The sequence below is a fragment of the Vibrio sp. QJM3NY_26 genome (genome assembly GCF_057786005.1).
This window is the reverse complement of record NZ_CM173515.1, coordinates 34239-53736: the sequence shown is the minus strand read 5'-3', so window position 1 is coordinate 53736 and position 19498 is coordinate 34239. Positions and strand designations below refer to the sequence as shown.

Sequence of the window (19498 nt, the reverse complement as noted above, 5' to 3'; positions counted from 1 at the left end):
ATCAACCCCGAACATACACATTGCAAATAACCAATTCCACAAATTGTTTTTAATGACAATTTTTACGGATTTTCTATTAATTTTCGTATCTTGCACCTACCGAATACAAGCTGTAAAAACTAGCCCGTTTTTATATAACTTCAAAAAAATAATAGATTTCACTCGGTAAGGATGGAAAGAATGAAGAAGGTTAGTTTACTAGCAGCGTCAGTGGCTATTGCATTATCAGGTTGTGGCGGTTCAGATGGTGGTTCATCTGACGAAGCAACCCCAGGCGGTATCGTGATTACTGGCTTCGACGGCTACTTTAAAAATGCAGTTATATTTGACGATGTCGGTCAATCTGGCGTTTTAGAAGTAGGCACAGATACTATCTTTGGCTTAACAGACCAAGATGGTAAAATCACACTTCCAGTAGATACTGAAATTGATGGAAAACTAGCCATAAAAACACTTCGTCCAGGCGATATGACTAAAGCGCTTGCTGAAGAGCTTTCAGCGTTGAGCTCTAAAGCGGATAGCTATTCTGATTTTATGGATGTTTACACCACAGATATGGACCATGAAGGCCAACCAATGGCTAACAGCGTTGTATTCCGCACGCCTGAAGGTACCGATAAAACTGCATTAGTTATCTCTCCAATTACCGACCTTGTTGCTATTGAAATGCAGAAAAACAATAGCTCATTCGAAGATGCTACGACATCTGTAAACGAAAATTTAGGCGGAACGATTGAAGAACCTATCGATCTATTTTCAGACTTTGTAGCAACTTCAAAAGATGATCTTGAAAGCGCACAGTTGCACAAAACTGCACAAATTCTTACTGAATCCAAAGCACAAGATCCTGCAGCCTACGAAAATAATGTAAATAGCATTACCGAGACCGCTGCTGAAACTTCTAAAAAGATCGTAACAGAAGAGAACAAGGGCTCTGAGGAGATCGTTAACGAGAAGCCTGTTATCGATCCAAGCCAACCAGAAACAGCTGTGCCTAACTACAAGTTGCTGGTAGACCCTACTGCGCAAGCTGATCTCGAATCAGAATTTGCAAAGCTAGAGGTAGTTGAAGGTCAAGGGTTTGAGCAGACTATCACTGTTCCTGAAAACTTATTCCAAGATAAGTACAGTTCTGAAGATAAATATCAAAACATCGCTATCGCTCGTTCTGAAGTGAATGGTGAGCAAGAAATTACGATAACGCTAGAAGGCGAGACATTAACTATCTCAGCAAAAGATAGCTTTGTTCCTACACTAAGCAGCTACATTGTTACTCTAACAGCAGTTGATCGTGCCACTGCTAGCTCCAAAGTACTGAGTGAGCTAAGCACTACATTCTCATTCGATGTTTCACTGGTAAATACTGCACCAAAAGTAGATCCAGAAGCACAATCAGAATTACAGCACGAGATTACTGATAACTGGACAATGAAACAGGGTGAAGCTTTCTCAGCAGAGCTAATGGTTAACGGCCTATTTACAGATCGCGAGAACAATACTCTAACTTATGATTCCAACATTAGTAATGTCGTAAAAGGACTGACATCAAAGTACGACGCCAAATCGGGCAAACTGCTTATCTCTGGTCATCCGGAGGTACCAACCGCAGACACAAAACAGTTCAACATCACGGCTGATGATGGCCACGCTGCGACATTCATGGTGTCTGAGCCTGCAAGTTTTGATCTACCAACTATTTCACTAGGTGATATTACTATTGAACCGACAGTGAAAGCCAATCTGCAAAAGACTATTACAAATACTTGGTCACTTAAAGCCGGTGAAGCATTCTCTGAACAGTTAGATATTAGCGAGTTATTTACCTCAAATGTGTCTGGTGATGTTGAATATTACGCAAACTATGCGGCTCACGACAATGAACCAGCACACAACTCAATTCCTGGTGTTTCTGTGCAGGTTGACGATAGCGGCCTAGTAACCTTAACTGGAAAACCAACAGCTGAAACTAACGGTGTCATGCTTTACGTCGCTAAAGGTATCAACTTCTCTGGTGGTAAAGAGAATGATATTGAATCTGAAATGGTTAGTTTTTCATTACCAAACGTAAAGCCAAGTGATGAAGTTGATCCACCAGCACCAGAACTTGGCTTTACTGAAGCACACTTCAACAATCAAGAGTGGAAGATGGGTAGCTTTGCTCCAAATGACGGTGAAATTGCTTACGCTAGCCTAATGAAAAGTGACTCAAATAGCGGCTTAAGATTCTGTTGGGGTGCGACTAATGGTGACAATTCGCCTTATGAAGCTAACATAGGCTATAGCTTCAGAAATAGTGGATTAGGTCTTAACGACGGTAGTGAAATCATAGAGATGCTGTCCGAACTTGATGATGCAACTGGATACTTAGATTCTCAAGAGAAAGATTGCTGGCCTGTAAGTCTGAGCGATGGAAAGCTAGATGACGGCGAAAGTCGCTACGAAATGCTTTACCAAAAGAAAACGGAAGTAAATGGCGAAACCCAATATCAAATTCTTGTAAAGATCGGTACTGATGAATTGTTCTGGTTAGATTCAACAAACATGCCATTCGCTCATATTCAGCCTGTTGAGAATAAAGTAAACGAAGGTATCGTTGAATTTGATTTGATGGTAGAAAACGAAGGTGAAGATGATAGCACGCAGCTAACATACAGTTTTGGCCAGTACAGCTATGACCAAACAACTTATGACTATGACTCTGTTATGCCGGAAGGCTTCCATACTCCTGGAGAGTGGACTCTAGTGGCAGATGATTTAAACAACCCACTACTACAAGCACAAGAAACGGGTGAAATGTCGGATTACAAAACTCGCTTCCGTTATATCGGTCGTGATTTTGGAGATTTTTACATCGGTATGAAATGGAGCCGTGAACCAGGTCAAGTACCAGGCCAAGTCTACCAATCAGCGCCTGAATACGGTCTGTTCTCTATTGATAAAGACAAAATGTTCAGCATTGTAAATAACCTACCAATGATGTCAGTTGACTAACATTAAAAAACCCCAGCACATCGCTGGGGTTTCTTTTATCGGTGCCTTTCGGCCTACGGTAACTCCAAGACTCTTAACGCTACTTCACACACATGACATTAAGCAGTGAAGAACCTTTCAATTGGTTTACGTTTCCGTTGGTAAACAGGCCTTTCTTATCTGCGCCCCAATAAGGTAGATGCATTGGCCAGTTCTGTTTTTCCATAACCTTTGAGCTCAAGATGCTCTGCCACTGCTTTTCGCTAATCAGCTTCATGTTGACCTGACTACACACCAATTCAGCGCTATCGAAATCTAGGCGGCTCCAAGGCTTACCTTGCTCCATATAGAACTGTTGTTGATGGTCTAGAAGGTAAGGAATCGCATATTGGCTACCCGCAACATTGGCTGTCACACGAATTTCGATTTCCAAATCGTTATCTGAATTCGCGTTACCGCTTGGTAGCGCCTGAATAGCTGCAGCACTCGTTACCGCTGCCGCTTGCTTAGCTGCCACAGGTTTCGGAGCAGGTTTTGGTTTTACAGGAGCCTTAGGCTTAACCATTTTTGGCTCTGCCGCTTTTGCAACGATAGGCTGTGATGAGGTTTTCGACTTATCGACCATGCGAATAAAGGCTTCACCATAGCCGGGAACCTTGCGCACCTGAGCTAAGTCTTTTCTCGCATCAGAGAAGGTAGAATAAGGTCCGATTAAGCAACGATAGTCTCCGCCTTCAGGCTTCATCCAAACGTTAGTTGAGATCTTCTCATATAGGGGCTTTGCTCGGTTTAGTGACAAAGGCTTATTCAGCAGGCCACATTGAACCCAAAACAGCTCGTTATCTGAATGACGTTTAGGCGCCTTGCTTCCCCACACACCCTTACCGATCGGACATGACTGCTCTAGCTGTGGTAATTGGTTGGTGCTTGCTTGAGTGGCATCACATAGAACCGACTCTGCATTCACTTGGCTCGATACCAAAAGAGATGCAGCGATAAGCCCCATACGATAATTTCTCATCACAGCACGACATACAGCATTCATTGTCAATTTCATAACCACCACTTAAACCCTTACGGGTTAATTATTACCGAATCAATGTCGATAAAACATGAATTCCATTTTAAGTATTATTGACACTATCAATGATACTAAGTTCCAGATCCATTAAGCAAAAAAAGAGCCGTAATTGCTTACGGCTCTTAATTTAGTGACTTTTTTATCTAAAAATCAATCAGAGCTATCACCCTTTATAAATTTTAGGGTTAAACACGTCACGTAACCAATCGCCTAATAGGTTAATAACTAGAACCAATGTTACCAAAAGCACACCTGGGAATGCTGTGATCCACCATGCTCCTGAGAAAATGTAGTTAAAACCTGTACTGATCAGAGCACCCAGTGACGGTTGGTCTACCGGAAGACCTAAACCTAGGAAAGAAAGTGCCGCTTCTGACATGATGGCATTTGCCACCTGTACCGTAGAGATAACCAAAATTGGAGATAAACAGTTAGGCAGAATATGACGGAACATGATGCGAGGCGCTCTAAAGCCCATCACACGTGCCGCTTCTACGTATTCTTTCTTCTTCTCTGCCAATACCGATGCACGAATTGTACGAGCATACTGCGGCCATTCAGCAATACCGATGATCACCACCAGCATAACAACGGCATATTGCGCATAGAAGTCACTGCCAAAGCTAGCCTTAAAGATGGCCGAGACAATGATCGCAACCATCATGGTTGAGAACGAAAGCTGAACATCAGCGAAACGCATCAAGAAGCTATCAATACGGCCACCGAAATAACCCGCAGATAAGCCAATGATGATACCAAGCGTCAGTTGTAGGCCTACCGCTAAGAAACCAATGGTCAGTGATAAGCGCGAACCGTAAAGCATGGTAGATAAAATATCACGGCCTTGCTCATCCGTTCCGAGCAAGAAACGTTCTTCGCCGTCTTCCATCCATGATGGTGGCAGCTCTGAATCCATGATATCAATCGATGTCACGTCGTACGGGTCTGTTGGCGCTAGAATAGGTGCTGCTAGTGCCATCACTAAGAAGATTGAGAAAATGGCGAAACTCACCATGGCCACTTTGTCGCGTAAGAAGTAATACACAATGTCTGATTGCTTAAAACGTTCCCAGCGAGACGGCACTGTCGATGTCTGTTCCATGATTATGCTCCTTTCCCTGTGATGTTAACGGTTGGGTTGATAACACCGTAAAGCAAATCAACAATCGTGTTAGTCACTACGAAAATAAGACCAACAAAAATAACGTATGCGGTAATCAGCGGTGTATCTACACGGTTGATCGCTTCTAAAAATAAGAAACCTGTGCCAGGCCACTGGAAAACCGTTTCAGTAAGAATGGTGTATGCCACCATAGTACCAATCTGAACACCACCAACAGTAAGAACCGGTAGCATGGTGTTTTTCAATGCGTGTTGATAATAGATTTTGTTTAGCGCTAGGCCTTTCGCTTTACCAAATTTAATGTATTCAGAACTTAGAACTTCTAGCATTTCAGAACGAACTAGACGAATAAACAGAGGCAGCATGATAGATGCCAGAGCAATACTCGGCAGTACTAAGTGTGCAAGGCCATCGAGCGTTAAGAAGCCAGACTCCCAACCAAACCAGTTTGCCGTATCACCACGTCCAAATGACGGTAGCCAACCTAGCTCAATAGAGAACACATACATCAGCATGATTGCAGTTAAGAAAACAGGTACCGAGATGCCGATACTACTGCCCGCCATGACCAATTTAGTGAAGAAACTTTTTGGGTGTATTGCAGAATAAACGCCTAATGGAATCGACAGACAAACAATAATCAGAGAAGCACCGAACACAAGTTCAAGCGTCGCGACCAATTTGTCTAAAATTACGTCCACAGCAGGGCGTTTAAAGAAATATGAAGTACCAAGATCACCTTGTAGGGCTGCGCCTATAAAGCGAGTATATTTTGTAACGAAGGGATCATTTAAGCCGAGTTCATCGCGTAGCGCTTGACGCTCCGCCTCTGAAACAGATTGACCGACTAACTCACGTAACGGGTCGCCCAGGTTATCCTGAATGGCAAACGCCACCAAACTGATCACAAACATCACTATCAGTGCCTGAAACAGGCGCTTGACCAGAAACGTAACCATTCCTTGCCCCTTATCTATCCATGACTGTCTAATCGAAATCCGCGACTAGACAACAAAAAATTCAGTCTTAAAAAAGGTATTTAGCCAGACTGAAGGAAGACCAAATACCGAAACTTAAATCTATATCTTAATAATATTGAGAGCCTGAAAGCTTCAGGCTCTCGATTCTAGCAAGCTAGATTATTTTACAACTAGGTCGCCGAAGTAAGGCATAACCATTGGGTTTACTACGTCTGCTGCACCTACGTTAGATTTCGCGCCCCACGCTTCACTTTGCCAGTGTAGAGGTACGAATACTGCATCGTTGTAAAGTGTTGCTTCAACGCCTTTCAGCATCTTAGAACGCTTAACAGGGTCAGTTTCAGTGTTAGAAGCTTCTACAATCGCATCCATTTCTGGGTTTGAGTAACCAGAACAGTTGTATTGACCACGGCCAGTCTCTTCGTTACGAGTCATTGTTAGGAACTCGTTGAAGTTAGCTGAATCTTCTGTATCTGAGTGCCAGCCGATCATCATCATGTCTGCTGAACATAGGTCAAACTCAGGCCAGTACTGTGCTTTAGGCATCGTCTTAAGATCAACTTTGATACCAATCTTAGACAGCATCGCCGCAGACGCTTGCGCTACTTTCGCATCGTTCACGTAACGGTTGTTAGGCGCTGCCATAGTTAGTGTAAAGCCATCTTCGTAGCCCGCTTCTTTCATCAGCTCTTTCGCTTTTTTCAGATCGTAACGAGGAACTAGATCTTCGTTGTGACCCGCGTAGCCTGTTGGGCTTTGCTGACCAGCAGCTGTCGCGAAACCTTTCATGATTTTCTTAACAATACCTTCATTGTTAATCGCATGAACGATTGCTTGACGAACGCGCACATCTTTCAGTGCTTCGTTGCTGTTTTGGTTCATTTGGAACGTAATGATACGAGTACCAGGTAGCGTTACTAGATCGATGTTCTTAGCGTTTTTAACACGCTTGTGATCGTTTGGTGCTACAGGATGAATCATATCCACGTCACCAGAAAGAAGAGCTGCTACACGCGTTGCATCTTCTTTGATTGGCACAAGTGTTAGCTTGTCTACGTTACCTTCAGTTTCTGTATCCCAGTAATCGTTGAAACGCTCGAACGTTACTTTAACGCCTTGCTCACGTTGAGTTACGATGAATGGGCCAGTACCTGAAACGTTAGTCGAAGCGAACGAGTTACCGTGCTTAACTAGCTCAGATTTATCATTACCTTCCGCTGTTTGACCAGAGTAAAACTTGCTGTCCATTGGGAAGATGTAAGTTGCTGTTTGTAGTACTAGTGGGTAAGCCGCTTTTGATACTAGCTCAACTGTGTAGTCATCCACTTTTACCATTTTTTCGTATGGCGTGAAGATAGACTTAAAGTCTGGAGAAGCTTGTAGACGTTCAAAAGTCCACACAACATCATCAGCAGTCAGTTCGTTACCAGAGTGGAATTTCACACCTTTACGTAGGTTAAAACGGAAAGTCGTATCATCAACACGCTCCCAGCTAGATGCTAGGCGGCCTTCAAAATCCATCTCTTGAGTGAAACGTACTAGAGGGTCAAACACCATGTGAGACATTTGCAGTGTGCCACCAGACAGCTGCTCGTGCGGGTCAAGTGATACCGGGTCAGCTGCGTAGCCAACGGTAATATCTGCTGCTGCTGCACTAAAGCTTAGGCCAGCTGCCATTAAAGCTACTGCTAATTTGCTTTTCATGGTTTTCATTGCATAACTCCTTCATGCGGGAATCCAGATCCCTAGTTGTTGTATTTGCGTCTGTTTATTGTTTTTAGCAAGCCAAACTCCAGCCTGCTGATTTTTATATCGCGGCTTTTGCCACTGCTTTTTCTTCTCTTAAACCCGTAAATTCAGGCATTAAAGAAATTAGGTGTTTGCTGTATTCATGCTGAGGCGATTGGAACAACTGCTCTGTTGGCGCTACTTCCAATAGCTCTCCCATTTGCATCACACCAACACGATCACACATTTGACGAATAACCGGTAAATCGTGACTGATGAACAGCATGGTTAGGTTGAGCTCGTCTTGTAAGTCTTTTAATAGATTAAGAATCTGAGCCTGTACCGACACATCCAGCGCCGACGTAGGTTCATCACAAATCAGAAGACGTGGGCGAGTTGCCAAGGCGCGAGCGATAGAAATACGCTGACGTTGGCCACCTGAGAATTCGTGTGGGTATTTAACTCCAGCCATCTTGCCTAAACCAACGTGCTCTAGCAGGTCGTGAACGATCTGACGAGTTTCATTCTCGTTGCGCGTAAGCTTATGGAATCGGATAGGTTCAGCAATGATGTCGAAGATCTTCATTCGAGGGTTCATTGATGTGTATGGGTTTTGGAACACCATCTGCATTTGGCGACGCATTGGGCGACGCTCTTTTTCAGATTTAAGCCCAGTAAGGTCAATACCTTCAAAGGTCACTTTGCCTGAATTGGGTGCGTACAAGCCAGCAATCACACGAGCAATCGTTGATTTACCCGAACCAGATTCACCCACAAGACCAAAAGTTTCACCTTCGTGTACTTCAAAGCTCACGTTGTTTGACGCCTGAACGTACTCACGACGACTCTCAAAGAAAGAATCCTTGGTGGTAAAGCGTAAGTTGACGTTTTCAACATTCAACAACGGGCCAGTGTAATCACGGTGATCTTGGCTTTGACCTAACCAGTGGTTTTTCACATCAAGTGGTTCCATCTCGTGCGCTTCTTCGATGTAGCTCACAAGAGGGAAACGATCGAGTTTACGATCTGAACGCGGAACCGCTGAGATAAGACTGTGCGTGTAAGGGTGTTCAGGAGTACCAAGGACTTTCGCCGTCGGGCCAAACTCAACTAAATCACCACGATACATAACCGCTACGCGATCGGTAACGTTAGATACGACACCCATGTCGTGCGTGACCAACATACAACCTACGTTCTTCTTAATACATAGGTCGCGAATTAAACCCAAAATCTGGTCTTGAATAGACACATCCAGTGCGGTTGTTGGTTCATCTGCGATGATTAAGTCAGGTTCACCTGCCAATGCGATCGCGATAACAACACGCTGACGCATACCGCCAGAGAATTGGTGTGGGTACTGCTTTAAACGGTTTTCTGGTTGCGGAATACCAACTTGGTTCATCAAGTCTAATGAGCGTTGGTAAGCTTCTTGATCCGAAACCTTCATGTTGGCATGAATCGTTTCTTTTAACTGCTGCTCTACTGTGAATAGAGGGTTAAGAGAAGTCATTGGGTCTTGGAAGATAAAACCAATCTTTGAGCCGCGAACAGAACGCATCTGTTCAGGAGATAAGCCAGAGACTTTTTCGCCATCCAAAAATACCTCGCCGCTAGCAATGCGACCAGGAGGGCTCAGTAGATCGATCACAGCATTGCCTACTGTTGATTTACCGGCACCAGACTCCCCTACAACGCCAACAATCTCACCACGTTCAATGTTGAACGAAAGCGATTTTACTGCTGCGTGAACTCCATGACGAGATGGGTATTCGATACGAAGATTTTTTACTTCTAAAAGTGACATTACCAGACCTCTACTGCTTTGGCAGCTCTCTGCCCTGTCTGCAAAATTGAATCCATTCTTACCAGAATATTGTTCTGATATTTTATACGGTTGACAATTTGGCAAATAATTCACAGAAAAGCAACAAAAATAGGATAAAAAGTCGACATTAAACGCTTAACAAGCAAAAGCACCACATAACTATTCACCCAGAGAGCATATAGTAATAAAAATCAACATTCTATTGTCGATAAAAAATACTCACAAATCCCTTACTACCACTTACTTGTAGAGTTAAACCTATGGTTAAAAGCAGATCTCACTACTAGTCACTAAAAACAAATAATTATTCCAAAAAACAATTAACACTATAGAAACAAACACTAATTTTTGTCATTTAAGCAAACAAAACAACCAGATAGAAGCATATTAACCATATATATTACCCCTAACATCATTTCAACGAATACCAACCAGTGAAACGAAAAACTTACTAAAATGGAGACGATTTTGAGCGACTTGATGTAAAGAAAACTGTCAAATACAGGCCTTAGAGAACATATTTAGCGTCAAATTTCACTTTTCATAGAAATCTTTAGACCAAACCTATTAATTTGTCGAATGATTGGCGGTGAATTTTATATAAAATTAGATATCGATCAGCCCATTTAATAAAGCAGACACCTCTAGAAAGGCGCGATAATCTAGAAAAAAGGTAAGAGATCGCTTTATATAAAACGATGGATCTTGCGAAGGCTATATCAAACAAGACGTTGAAATATTTAGGGTATCAGTATTCAAAATCAAAAATAACTTCAACGACAGATGTCAAAAATCTCAACCTTTCGACTGAAGCCTCTATTGTGGTAAATAAAGAGAGATTCGGCACGGAAGCGCTTCCTGTGGCCTGACGAACCGCCGAGCTGCCGATCCAGCCCACGATCTTCTGGCCCCAACTATCTAAAATTCCTGATGTAAAAAAGCCCCGTCATTTCTGACGCGGACGGCTAGTTGAGGCTTCTTAAGTGATAGGTGAAGAGACATTCTTTGAACATCAGGCGAACCCCACTTGGGTTCCAATCTAGTGATCTACAGATGAAAAAAAAGCTCATCATTTCTGATGAGCTTTCTTAAAGGTGGTCGGTGAAGAAGGATTTGATGCGACTGGGCTTCCAGCCCCCGAATACACCATTATCTTTTCTCCAGATAGAAAAAAAGCTCATCATTTCTGATGAGCTTTCTTAAGGTGGTCGGTGAAGAGGGATTTGATCGGACTGGCGATCCAGCCCACGACCCTCTGGTCTCAAATTATCTAAATTCCAGGCGTAAAAAAGCCCCGTCATTTCTGACGAGGCTTCTTAAGGTGGTCGGTGAAGAGGGATTCGAACCCCCGACCCTCTGGTCCCAAACCAGATGCGCTACCAAGCTGCGCTATTCACCGAGACGTTTCGTTTGATTTCTCAAACTGGGAACTTCAAAGAAGCTACCAAAATTAATGGGGTGGCTAACGAGATTCGAACTCGCGACCACCGGAATCACAATCCAGGGCTCTACCAACTGAGCTATAGCCACCACTAATTTTTTATATAACCGCTTAAAAGCGATTATTGAAATAGTGGTCGGTGAAGAGGGATTCGAACCCCCGACCCTCTGGTCCCAAACCAGATGCGCTACCAAGCTGCGCTATTCACCGACTAATTTTGTATCGACTCTTGGGAATAATGAATCAACACTGGAAGCCGAAGCTACCGATATTTTGTAAAGAAAGAATGGGGTGGCTAACGAGATTCGAACTCGCGACCACCGGAATCACAATCCAGGGCTCTACCAACTGAGCTATAGCCACCATTGTTTCTTTTTTGCCAATTCTCACTTACCGAAGTAAGAGACCGGATGGCGCGCCTGAAAGGATTCGAACCTTCGGCCTTTGGCTCCGGAGGCCAACGCTCTATCCAGCTGAGCTACAGGCGCATGCCCTGTCGGCGGAGTGGAATAATACGTATATCACCCAATGCCGTCTAGTACTTTTTTAACTTTTTTTTCTGTTTGGTCTCTTTTTCGACAGTTAATATGTGATAAACCCCTTATTTGAGTACTACAACCCGCCACAGCTTATAAGTTGTTGTTTATTGCAACAACTTATCGGGATATAATCACCCATTATTTACATTGGTTTAACAGTTGCTCTTTGCTGGTGAAGCCAAAACACCCTCCAACACTATAAATTGGTAAGCACGTACTTACCTTGGGAATGTAAAGTGAGTTTAATGGATATGTCTCGTCGAATTTTAAGCGTTGTCATCGCAGTTTTAACCTTTTCAACTGGCGCAATGGCTTCAGGCCTTAGCGAAGCAGAGCAAGATGCAATTGCTGAACGCATCAAACCAGTTGGTCAAGTTTACCTAGTCGGCAGCGAACCAGTAGCCGCAGAACCAACAGGCCCTCGTGATGGCGCAACAGTTTACGGTACCTTTTGTATCGCTTGTCACGCATCTGGCGTAAGTGGCGCCCCTAAAACAGGTGATGCTGGTGATTGGGGACCTCGTATAGCTCAAGGTCGCGATATCCTAGCTAACCACGCAATCAACGGCTTTAATGCAATGCCAGCGAAAGGTTCATGTATGGACTGTTCAGACGACGAAATCAAAGATGCTATCGAGCACATGATTGCTGGTCTGTAATTTACCGATCTGTAATTAAAAGTGCCAGATTCAAAAAAGGTGACCCTATGGTCACCTTTTTATTTGTCTCTATTTAATGCTTTCAGAACCAGACGCTACTTTTTGTTGAACATCGCACGAATATTAGCAATGTGTGCCTGTCCTTTTTCCATTCTTTCTTCAGCGGATTGTGGTTTCTTAACGCTTTCCCACTCAACATCATCATGCGGCAACTCGTCAAGAAAGCGGCTTTGTGTTGGCTTAATCAATTCACCGTACTGACGACGTTCACGACACTTAGTAAAAGTCAGCTCTTTCTGCGCTCGCGTAATCCCTACGTACATAAGACGACGCTCTTCTTCTACATTACCTTCATCAACACTGGTTTGGTGTGGCAAGATGCCCTCTTCGGCCCCCATCAAGAATACATACGGAAACTCTAGGCCTTTCGAAGCGTGCAATGTCATTAGTTGAACTTGGTCTGCATCGTCATTATCTTCCCCGCGCTCCATCATGTCGCGTAAAGTTAAACGTTGAACAACCTCTCGTAGCGTCTTCTCTTCTTTATCATAGTTGTCACCTTCGAGGTCGGCCACAATCCAGCTATAGAGATCAGACACGTTCTTCATTCGCATCTCTGCGGCCTTCGGGCTTGGAGAGGTTTCGTAGAGCCAATCTTCGTAATTGATGTCACGAACCAAAGAGCGAACCGCCTCAACTGTATTACCACGTTCAGCATTATCTGAAATTCGAACAATCCAATCACCGAAGCGACGTAGGTTTTCTAAACCTCGCCCAGTCAATGTTTGTTCCAATCCCATCTCAAAGCTTGCTTCATACAGGCTCTTACCGCGCATGTTGGCGTAGCTGCCTAATTTTTCAAGCGTAACTGGGCCGATCTCACGACGTGGTGTGTTTACAATACGCAGGAAGGCGTTGTCATCATCAGGGTTCACCAACACACGTAGGTAAGCCATGATGTCTTTAATTTCTGCTCTGGCGAAAAAGGATGTACCGCCTGAGATCTTGTAAGGCACGCGGTTCTGCATCAAGGCTTTTTCAATCAAGCGAGATTGGTGGTTACCGCGGTAAAGCACTGCATAATCTTTGTATTCTGTGCGATTCAAAAATTTGTGGGCAATGATCTCACCGGTAATACGCTCTGCTTCATGCTCTTCATTCTTAGCATTTAATACCTTGAGCTTTTCACCATCCGGGATCTCAGAGAACAGTGACTTCTCATAGACGTGCGGGTTGTTGGCAATCAAGATATTCGCTGCTCGCAAGATGCGACTGGTCGAGCGGTAGTTTTGCTCTAGTTTGATCAAACGTAGGTTCGGGTAATCCTCACCTAGCAGAACCAAGTTTTGTGGTTTTGCGCCACGCCATGAGTAAATAGATTGGTCATCATCACCTACGACCGTCAAACGACCACGTTCACCCACCAGTAAACGAACCAACTCATATTGGCTAGTGTTGGTATCTTGATATTCATCGACCAGCAAATAACGAATACGAGACTGCCAGCGTTCACGCACTTCTTGATTGGTTTTCAGTAGCAATACTGGCATCGCAATCAGATCATCAAAATCGAGTGCGTTATAGGCCTTCATCTGTTTCTGGTACATCTCAAAACAGAATGCAAACAACTGCTCTTGTTCACCTTGAGCTCTTGCTTTCGCCTGATCTGGCGTCAGCATGTCGTTCTTCCAATTTGAGATGGTACTCATCAAAGAACGCAGCAGATCCTTATCACCATCGATCTGTGTTTCGGTTAGTTCTTTAAGTAGAGCTAACTGGTCTTGGTCATCAAATAACGAGAAGCCCGCTTTCAGACCCAGCGCTTTGTATTCTCGGCGAATGATAGTTAAACCCATGGTATGGAACGTTGAAACGATCAGACCTTTAGATTCGCCTTTACCGAGAGTTTGACCCACACGCTCTTTCATCTCGCGTGCCGCTTTATTGGTAAAGGTTACCGCTGCAATATTACGAGCCTTGTAGCCACACTCTTGAACCAAGTAAGCAATCTTGTTGGTGATAACACGTGTTTTACCCGATCCAGCGCCCGCTAATACTAAGCAGGGGCCAGAAACATACTTCACGGCTTCATCTTGTCTTGGGTTCAGTCTCATTTGATTCTCAATTTGGTCTAGAGGGGCGAATTCAATTGCGCGCCTATAATAATGCTGCAATAGCACGAATGCTACGTTCTCTTATACAAGATTTTTACAGCGTTTGTGTAAAACTTTGTTGCACATGTGTATGGTTCTTGGGCTATAATGAATGAACGTTCATTCATTGGTGATGGAATAATGACAACTCATGCACCTCAGGATAAACGCCAACAAATACTTTCTGCCGCTGAAAAGCTCATTGCAGAGGTCGGTTTTCAAGGCCTTTCAATGCAAAAATTAGCAAAAGAAGCAGGAGTGGCTGCAGGCACTATCTACCGCTACTTTGACGATAAAGACCACTTGATCGATGATGTTCGAGTGCTCGTGACTCAACGGGTAGCAGATGCTGTTCAAGAAGGGGTTAATGATTCGGATCCAATTAAGCAACGCTATCGTACTATGTGGTTAAACATATGGAACTTAGCAGGAACGAACTTAGCCGCGATAAAAAATCGGGTTCAGTATGACTCTCTACCCATCAAAAATAGCCTAAACTTCAGGGAACTAGAACGTGAAATGTTTGCCCAAGTTGAGCTGTTATTTAATGAAGGTAAAGAGCAAGGACTGTTTAAACCACTTAATAACGAAGTATTAGGTGGCTTGAGCTTAGCGGCTAGCGTATCTCTAGCGCGAAAGCATTCTTTAGGATTTTACCAACTCGACGAGGCAGAACTAGAATCTGCAATAGAAGCCAGTTGGGATGCAATAATTAAACACTAGATCGGAGTTTTGACCATAATGAAAAAGTGGACTTTCTTCATGTTACTCATCGCTGTACTTCTTTTCGGCAGCGTTATTGGGTTCAACATGTTCAAACAACAAAAAATTGCTGAGTATATGGCCAACCGCCCTGAACCAGAGTTTCCAGTAACGGTTACTGAAGTTCAGCCGATCGACTGGGTTCCAGTAATTGAAGCTATCGGCTTCATCGAACCTAACCAAGGTGTCACGCTAGCAAATGAAACCAGCGGTGTTATTGACCAAATCTCTTTTGGTTCTGGTACTGATGTTAAAAATGACCAACTTCTTGTTCGCCTTGATTCTGGCGTAGAAAAGGCAAATCTAAAGAGTTCTGAAGCTCGCCTGCCTGCGGCAAAAGCAAAATACAAACGCTACCAAGGCCTGTATAAGAAAGGTTCTATTTCAAAAGAAGCATACGATGAAGCAGAAGCAAACTACTACTCTCTATCTGCTGATATTGAAAGCCTAAAAGCATCTATCGAACGCCGTGAAATTCGTGCTCCTTTCGATGGCAAAGTGGGTATTCGTAACGTGTACCTAGGTCAATACCTGCAATCAGGTACAGATATCGTTCGTTTAGAAGATACCAGTGTGATGCGCCTACGCTTTACTGTATCTCAAACAGATATCTCTCGTATCAATGTTGGTCAGGCTATCGACATCTTTGTTGATGCTTACCCGGAGAAACCGTTTGAAGGCTCTATCAGTGCCATTGAACCAGCGGTAAGTATCCAAAGTGGTCTTATTCAAGTTCAAGCGGATATTCCAAACAATGATGGCCAACTTCGTAGCGGCATGTTCGCTCGCGCTAACATCATTCTGCCTAAGCTAGAGAACCAAGTAACCTTGCCTCAAACAGCGATTACTTTCACTTTATATGGTGACAATGTTTACATCCTTACGGAAGAAGACGGCGTTCAACGTGTTGCTCAACATGTTGTAAAAGTAGGTGAGCGTACCGCTGAGATCGCACACATCCTTGAAGGCGTTAAAGCCGGCGATACAGTTGTAACTTCTGGCCAAGTACGTCTAAGTAACGGTGCCAAAGTTAAGGTTGTTGAAAGTGATGCAATCACTCCACCATCTGAAACACCTAAGCTGTAACTGGAGGCACAATGCGCTTTACTGATGTTTTTATTAAACGTCCAGTTCTAGCGGTATCCATCAGCTTTTTGATTGCTCTGCTTGGCTTACAAGCAATCTTCAAAATGCAGGTGCGTGAATACCCTGAAATGACGAATACCGTCGTAACCGTAACCACGAGTTACTACGGTGCAAGTGCCGATCTTATCCAAGGCTTTATCACCCAGCCCCTCGAACAGGCTGTAGCTCAAGCGGATAATATCGACTATATGACTTCTTCTTCTGTACTTGGTAGTTCTACGATTACCGTAAACATGAAGTTGAACACCGACCCGAATGCGGCTTTGTCAGACATACTGGCCAAGACAAACTCGGTACGGTCTCAGCTCCCTAAAGAAGCCGAAGATCCAACCGTAACCATGTCTACGGGTTCAACGACAGCGGTACTCTACATTGGCTTTACCAGTGACGAGTTGGTTTCGAGCCAAATTACTGATTATCTAGAGCGTGTAATCAACCCGCAGCTATTTACGGTAAATGGTGTATCCAAAGTTGACCTATATGGTGGTATGAAATACGCACTGCGCGTATGGCTAGACCCATCAAAAATGGCGGCGGTTAGCCTAACTGCATCTGATGTGATGACGGTACTGAACGCTAACAACTACCAATCAGCGACAGGTCAAGCGACCGGTGAGTTCGTGCTTTACAACGGCAGTGCAGATACTCAGGTATCAAACACTGAAGAATTAGAAAACCTAGTAGTGAAGAGCGGTGAAGGTGAGATCATTCGCTTATCCGACATCGCTAAGGTTTCTCTAGAGAAAAGCCACGACATTTACCGCGCAAGTGCTAATGGTCAAGAAGCGGTTGTTGCAGCTATTAACGCGGCACCAAGTGCTAACCCAATCAACATCGCTGCAGATGTACTTGAGCTTCTTCCTCAACTAGAGAAGAACCTACCAAGCAACATCTCTATGAATGTAATGTACGATTCAACCATTGCGATTAACGAATCAATTCAAGAGGTTATTAAGACCATCCTTGAAGCAGCATTAATCGTATTGATCGTAATTACCTTGTTCTTAGGTTCATTCCGAGCGGTACTGATCCCTATCGTGACTATCCCACTGTCTTTGATTGGTGTGGCAATGGTGATGCAGGCAATGGGCTTCTCTTGGAACCTGATGACACTACTGGCAATGGTACTCGCCATCGGCCTGGTAGTAGATGATGCAATCGTAGTACTAGAGAACGTCGACCGGCATATCAAGCTCGGGGAATCCCCTTTCCGAGCAGCAATTATCGGTACCCGTGAAATTGCGATCCCTGTTATTGCAATGACATTAACGCTAGGTGCGGTATACGCTCCAATCGCGATGATGGGTGGTATCACAGGCTCGCTATTTAAAGAGTTTGCGTTAACCCTAGCTGGTTCAGTTTTTGTTTCGGGTATCGTGGCACTAACGCTATCGCCAATGATGTGTTCAAAAATGCTAAAAGCTCACGCTGAGCCGAGCAAGTTTGAGCAGAAAGTTCACAGCGTGCTGGATGGCATGACTAACCGTTACGAGCGTATGCTTGGTGCGGTAATGCAACATCGTCCAGTATTTATTGGTTTTGCTATCATCGTATTTGCAAGTTTGCCGTTGTTGTTCAAGTTCATCCCTAGTGAGTTAGCGCCTTCAGAAGATAAAGGTGTAATCATGCTTATGGGTACAGCACCTTCGAATGCGAACTTAGACTTCATGCAAAACACCATGAACGACGTAAACAAGATTCTGTCTGATCAGCCAGAAGTAGCTTACGCGCAAGTATTTACAGGTGTGCCTAATGCAAACCAAGCTTTTGGTATCGCATCTATGGTTCCATGGAGTGAGCGTGAAGCAAGCCAGTCTGAAGTAGCAAACCGCGTTGGTAATTTGGTGAAAGACGTTCCAGGAATGGCGGTAACTGCATTCCAAATGCCAGAACTACCAGGTGCCGGTTCAGGTCTTCCAATTCAGTTTGTCATTACAACGCCAAACAGTTTTGAAAGCTTGTTCCAAATCACCACAGACATTCTGGCTGATGTCTCTTCAAATCCACTGTTCGTGTATTCAGATCTCGACCTGAACTACGACTCAGCAACCATGAAGATCAACATTGACAAGGATAAAGCGGGCGCATACGGCGTGACCATGCAAGATATCGGTATCACACTCGGTACCATGATGTCAGATGGCTACGTAAACCGTATCGACTTGAATGGCCGTTCTTACGAGGTTATTCCTCAAGTTGAACGTAAATTCCGTTTGAACCCAGAGTCAATGAACAACTACTACGTACGTGCCGCTGATGGTAACGCCGTTCCTTTAGGCAGTTTGATTACGATTGATGTTGTGGCAGAGCCTCGCTCTCTTCCTCACTTCAACCAATTGAACTCTGCGACGATTGGTGCGGTACCTGCTCCAGGCGCTGCAATGGGTGATGCAATTGCATGGTTTGAAGACACGGCGGCGAATAAGCTTCCAAGTGGCTACAACCACGATTACATGGGTGAAGCACGCCAATACGTAACTGAAGGTAGCGCACTTTACGCGACCTTTGGTCTAGCACTGGCTATCATCTTCTTGGTACTGGCGATTCAATTCGAATCCCTGAAAGATCCATTAGTTATCATGGTATCTGTACCACTGGCGATCTGTGGTGCCCTAATCGCTCTGGCTTGGGGCGCGGCAACGATGAACATCTACTCGCAAGTAGGTTTGATCACCTTGGTCGGCCTAATTACCAAGCACGGTATCTTGATCTGTGAAGTTGCAAAAGAAGAACAGTTGCATCATCACAAGACTCGTATCGAAGCGGTAATGGAAGCTGCAAAGGTTCGTCTTCGTCCAATCCTGATGACAACAGCTGCTATGATCGCGGGTCTAATCCCACTGATGTACGCAAGCGGTGCGGGTGCAGCTCAGCGCTTTAGTATTGGTATCGTAATCGTTGCTGGTCTAGCGATTGGTACTATCTTCACGCTATTTGTACTGCCAGTGATTTACAGCTACTTGGCTGAAAAACACAAACCTCTACCTGTATTTGTTGAAGACAAAGACCTAGAAAAGCTAGCTCGCGTCGATGAAGCAAAAGCAGCGCACAGAGAATTAGCTGATAATAAGTAATCACTAAGTCGTAA

The 19498-nt window shown here is 44.1% G+C and carries 11 protein-coding genes and 5 tRNA genes; 5 read left to right on the top strand and 11 right to left on the bottom strand.

What is annotated here, in order from left to right; all coding sequences use genetic code 11:
- Positions 1-180 precede the first annotated feature (180 nt).
- Positions 181-2991: a hypothetical protein gene (locus tag AC3CH4_RS00235; RefSeq protein ID WP_488543115.1), complete on the top strand. Its 2811-nt coding sequence runs from the start codon at positions 181-183 to the stop codon at positions 2989-2991.
- 79 nt (positions 2992-3070) lie between these two features.
- On the opposite strand, the gene AC3CH4_RS00230 is transcribed toward AC3CH4_RS00235, so the two are convergent.
- The 10 genes from AC3CH4_RS00230 to AC3CH4_RS00185 form a co-directional block, all read right to left on the bottom strand.
- Positions 3071-4027: an SPOR domain-containing protein gene (locus AC3CH4_RS00230; protein WP_488543114.1), complete on the bottom strand. Its 957-nt coding sequence runs from the start codon at positions 4025-4027 to the stop codon at positions 3071-3073.
- A 187-nt stretch (positions 4028-4214) separates the two neighbouring features.
- On the bottom strand, positions 4215-5153 hold the full coding sequence (locus AC3CH4_RS00225) for an ABC transporter permease (RefSeq protein ID WP_004735541.1): 939 nt from the start codon (positions 5151-5153) through the stop codon (positions 4215-4217).
- Positions 5154-5155: 2 nt separating this feature from the next.
- On the bottom strand, positions 5156-6133 hold the full coding sequence (locus AC3CH4_RS00220) for an ABC transporter permease (protein WP_004735540.1): 978 nt from the start codon (positions 6131-6133) through the stop codon (positions 5156-5158).
- A gap of 180 nt (positions 6134-6313) precedes the next feature.
- On the bottom strand, positions 6314-7867 hold the full coding sequence (locus AC3CH4_RS00215) for an ABC transporter substrate-binding protein (protein ID WP_054548018.1): 1554 nt from the start codon (positions 7865-7867) through the stop codon (positions 6314-6316).
- Between the two features lie 94 nt (positions 7868-7961).
- Positions 7962-9689 (bottom strand): dipeptide ABC transporter ATP-binding protein, encoded by a 1728-nt coding sequence (locus AC3CH4_RS00210; RefSeq protein ID WP_004735537.1) that lies wholly within the window; start codon positions 9687-9689, stop codon positions 7962-7964.
- A 1343-nt stretch (positions 9690-11032) separates the two neighbouring features.
- Positions 11033-11109 (bottom strand) — tRNA-Pro (locus AC3CH4_RS00205).
- A 55-nt stretch (positions 11110-11164) separates the two neighbouring features.
- A tRNA-His gene (locus AC3CH4_RS00200) sits at positions 11165-11240 on the bottom strand.
- Positions 11241-11284: 44 nt separating this feature from the next.
- Positions 11285-11361: transfer RNA gene (locus AC3CH4_RS00195), tRNA-Pro, on the bottom strand.
- 77 nt (positions 11362-11438) lie between these two features.
- Positions 11439-11514 (bottom strand) — tRNA-His (locus AC3CH4_RS00190).
- 48 nt (positions 11515-11562) lie between these two features.
- A tRNA-Arg gene (locus AC3CH4_RS00185) sits at positions 11563-11639 on the bottom strand.
- A gap of 296 nt (positions 11640-11935) precedes the next feature.
- Here AC3CH4_RS00185 and AC3CH4_RS00180 point away from each other — a divergent pair.
- A complete protein-coding gene (locus AC3CH4_RS00180; protein ID WP_054548019.1) occupies positions 11936-12349 on the top strand; it encodes a c-type cytochrome in 414 nt (137 codons plus the stop codon).
- A gap of 95 nt (positions 12350-12444) precedes the next feature.
- On the opposite strand, the gene rep is transcribed toward AC3CH4_RS00180, so the two are convergent.
- The gene (rep, locus tag AC3CH4_RS00175) at positions 12445-14463 is read right to left on the bottom strand and encodes a DNA helicase Rep (RefSeq protein ID WP_102574978.1); all 2019 of its coding nucleotides are present in this window, start codon (positions 14461-14463) and stop codon (positions 12445-12447) included.
- 180 nt (positions 14464-14643) lie between these two features.
- Here rep and AC3CH4_RS00170 point away from each other — a divergent pair, with 180 nt between their 5' ends.
- Genes AC3CH4_RS00170 through AC3CH4_RS00160 form a run of 3 tightly spaced genes read left to right on the top strand, consistent with a single transcriptional unit; the run spans position 14644 to position 19484 of the window.
- Positions 14644-15225 (top strand): TetR/AcrR family transcriptional regulator, encoded by a 582-nt coding sequence (locus AC3CH4_RS00170; protein ID WP_017076482.1) that lies wholly within the window; start codon positions 14644-14646, stop codon positions 15223-15225.
- 18 nt (positions 15226-15243) lie between these two features.
- Positions 15244-16350: an efflux RND transporter periplasmic adaptor subunit gene (locus AC3CH4_RS00165; protein WP_065207387.1), complete on the top strand. Its 1107-nt coding sequence runs from the start codon at positions 15244-15246 to the stop codon at positions 16348-16350.
- A gap of 11 nt (positions 16351-16361) precedes the next feature.
- Positions 16362-19484, top strand: coding sequence for a multidrug efflux RND transporter permease subunit (locus AC3CH4_RS00160; protein WP_488543113.1), 3123 nt, complete (start codon positions 16362-16364; stop codon positions 19482-19484).
- The last annotated feature ends 14 nt before the right edge of the window (positions 19485-19498 follow it).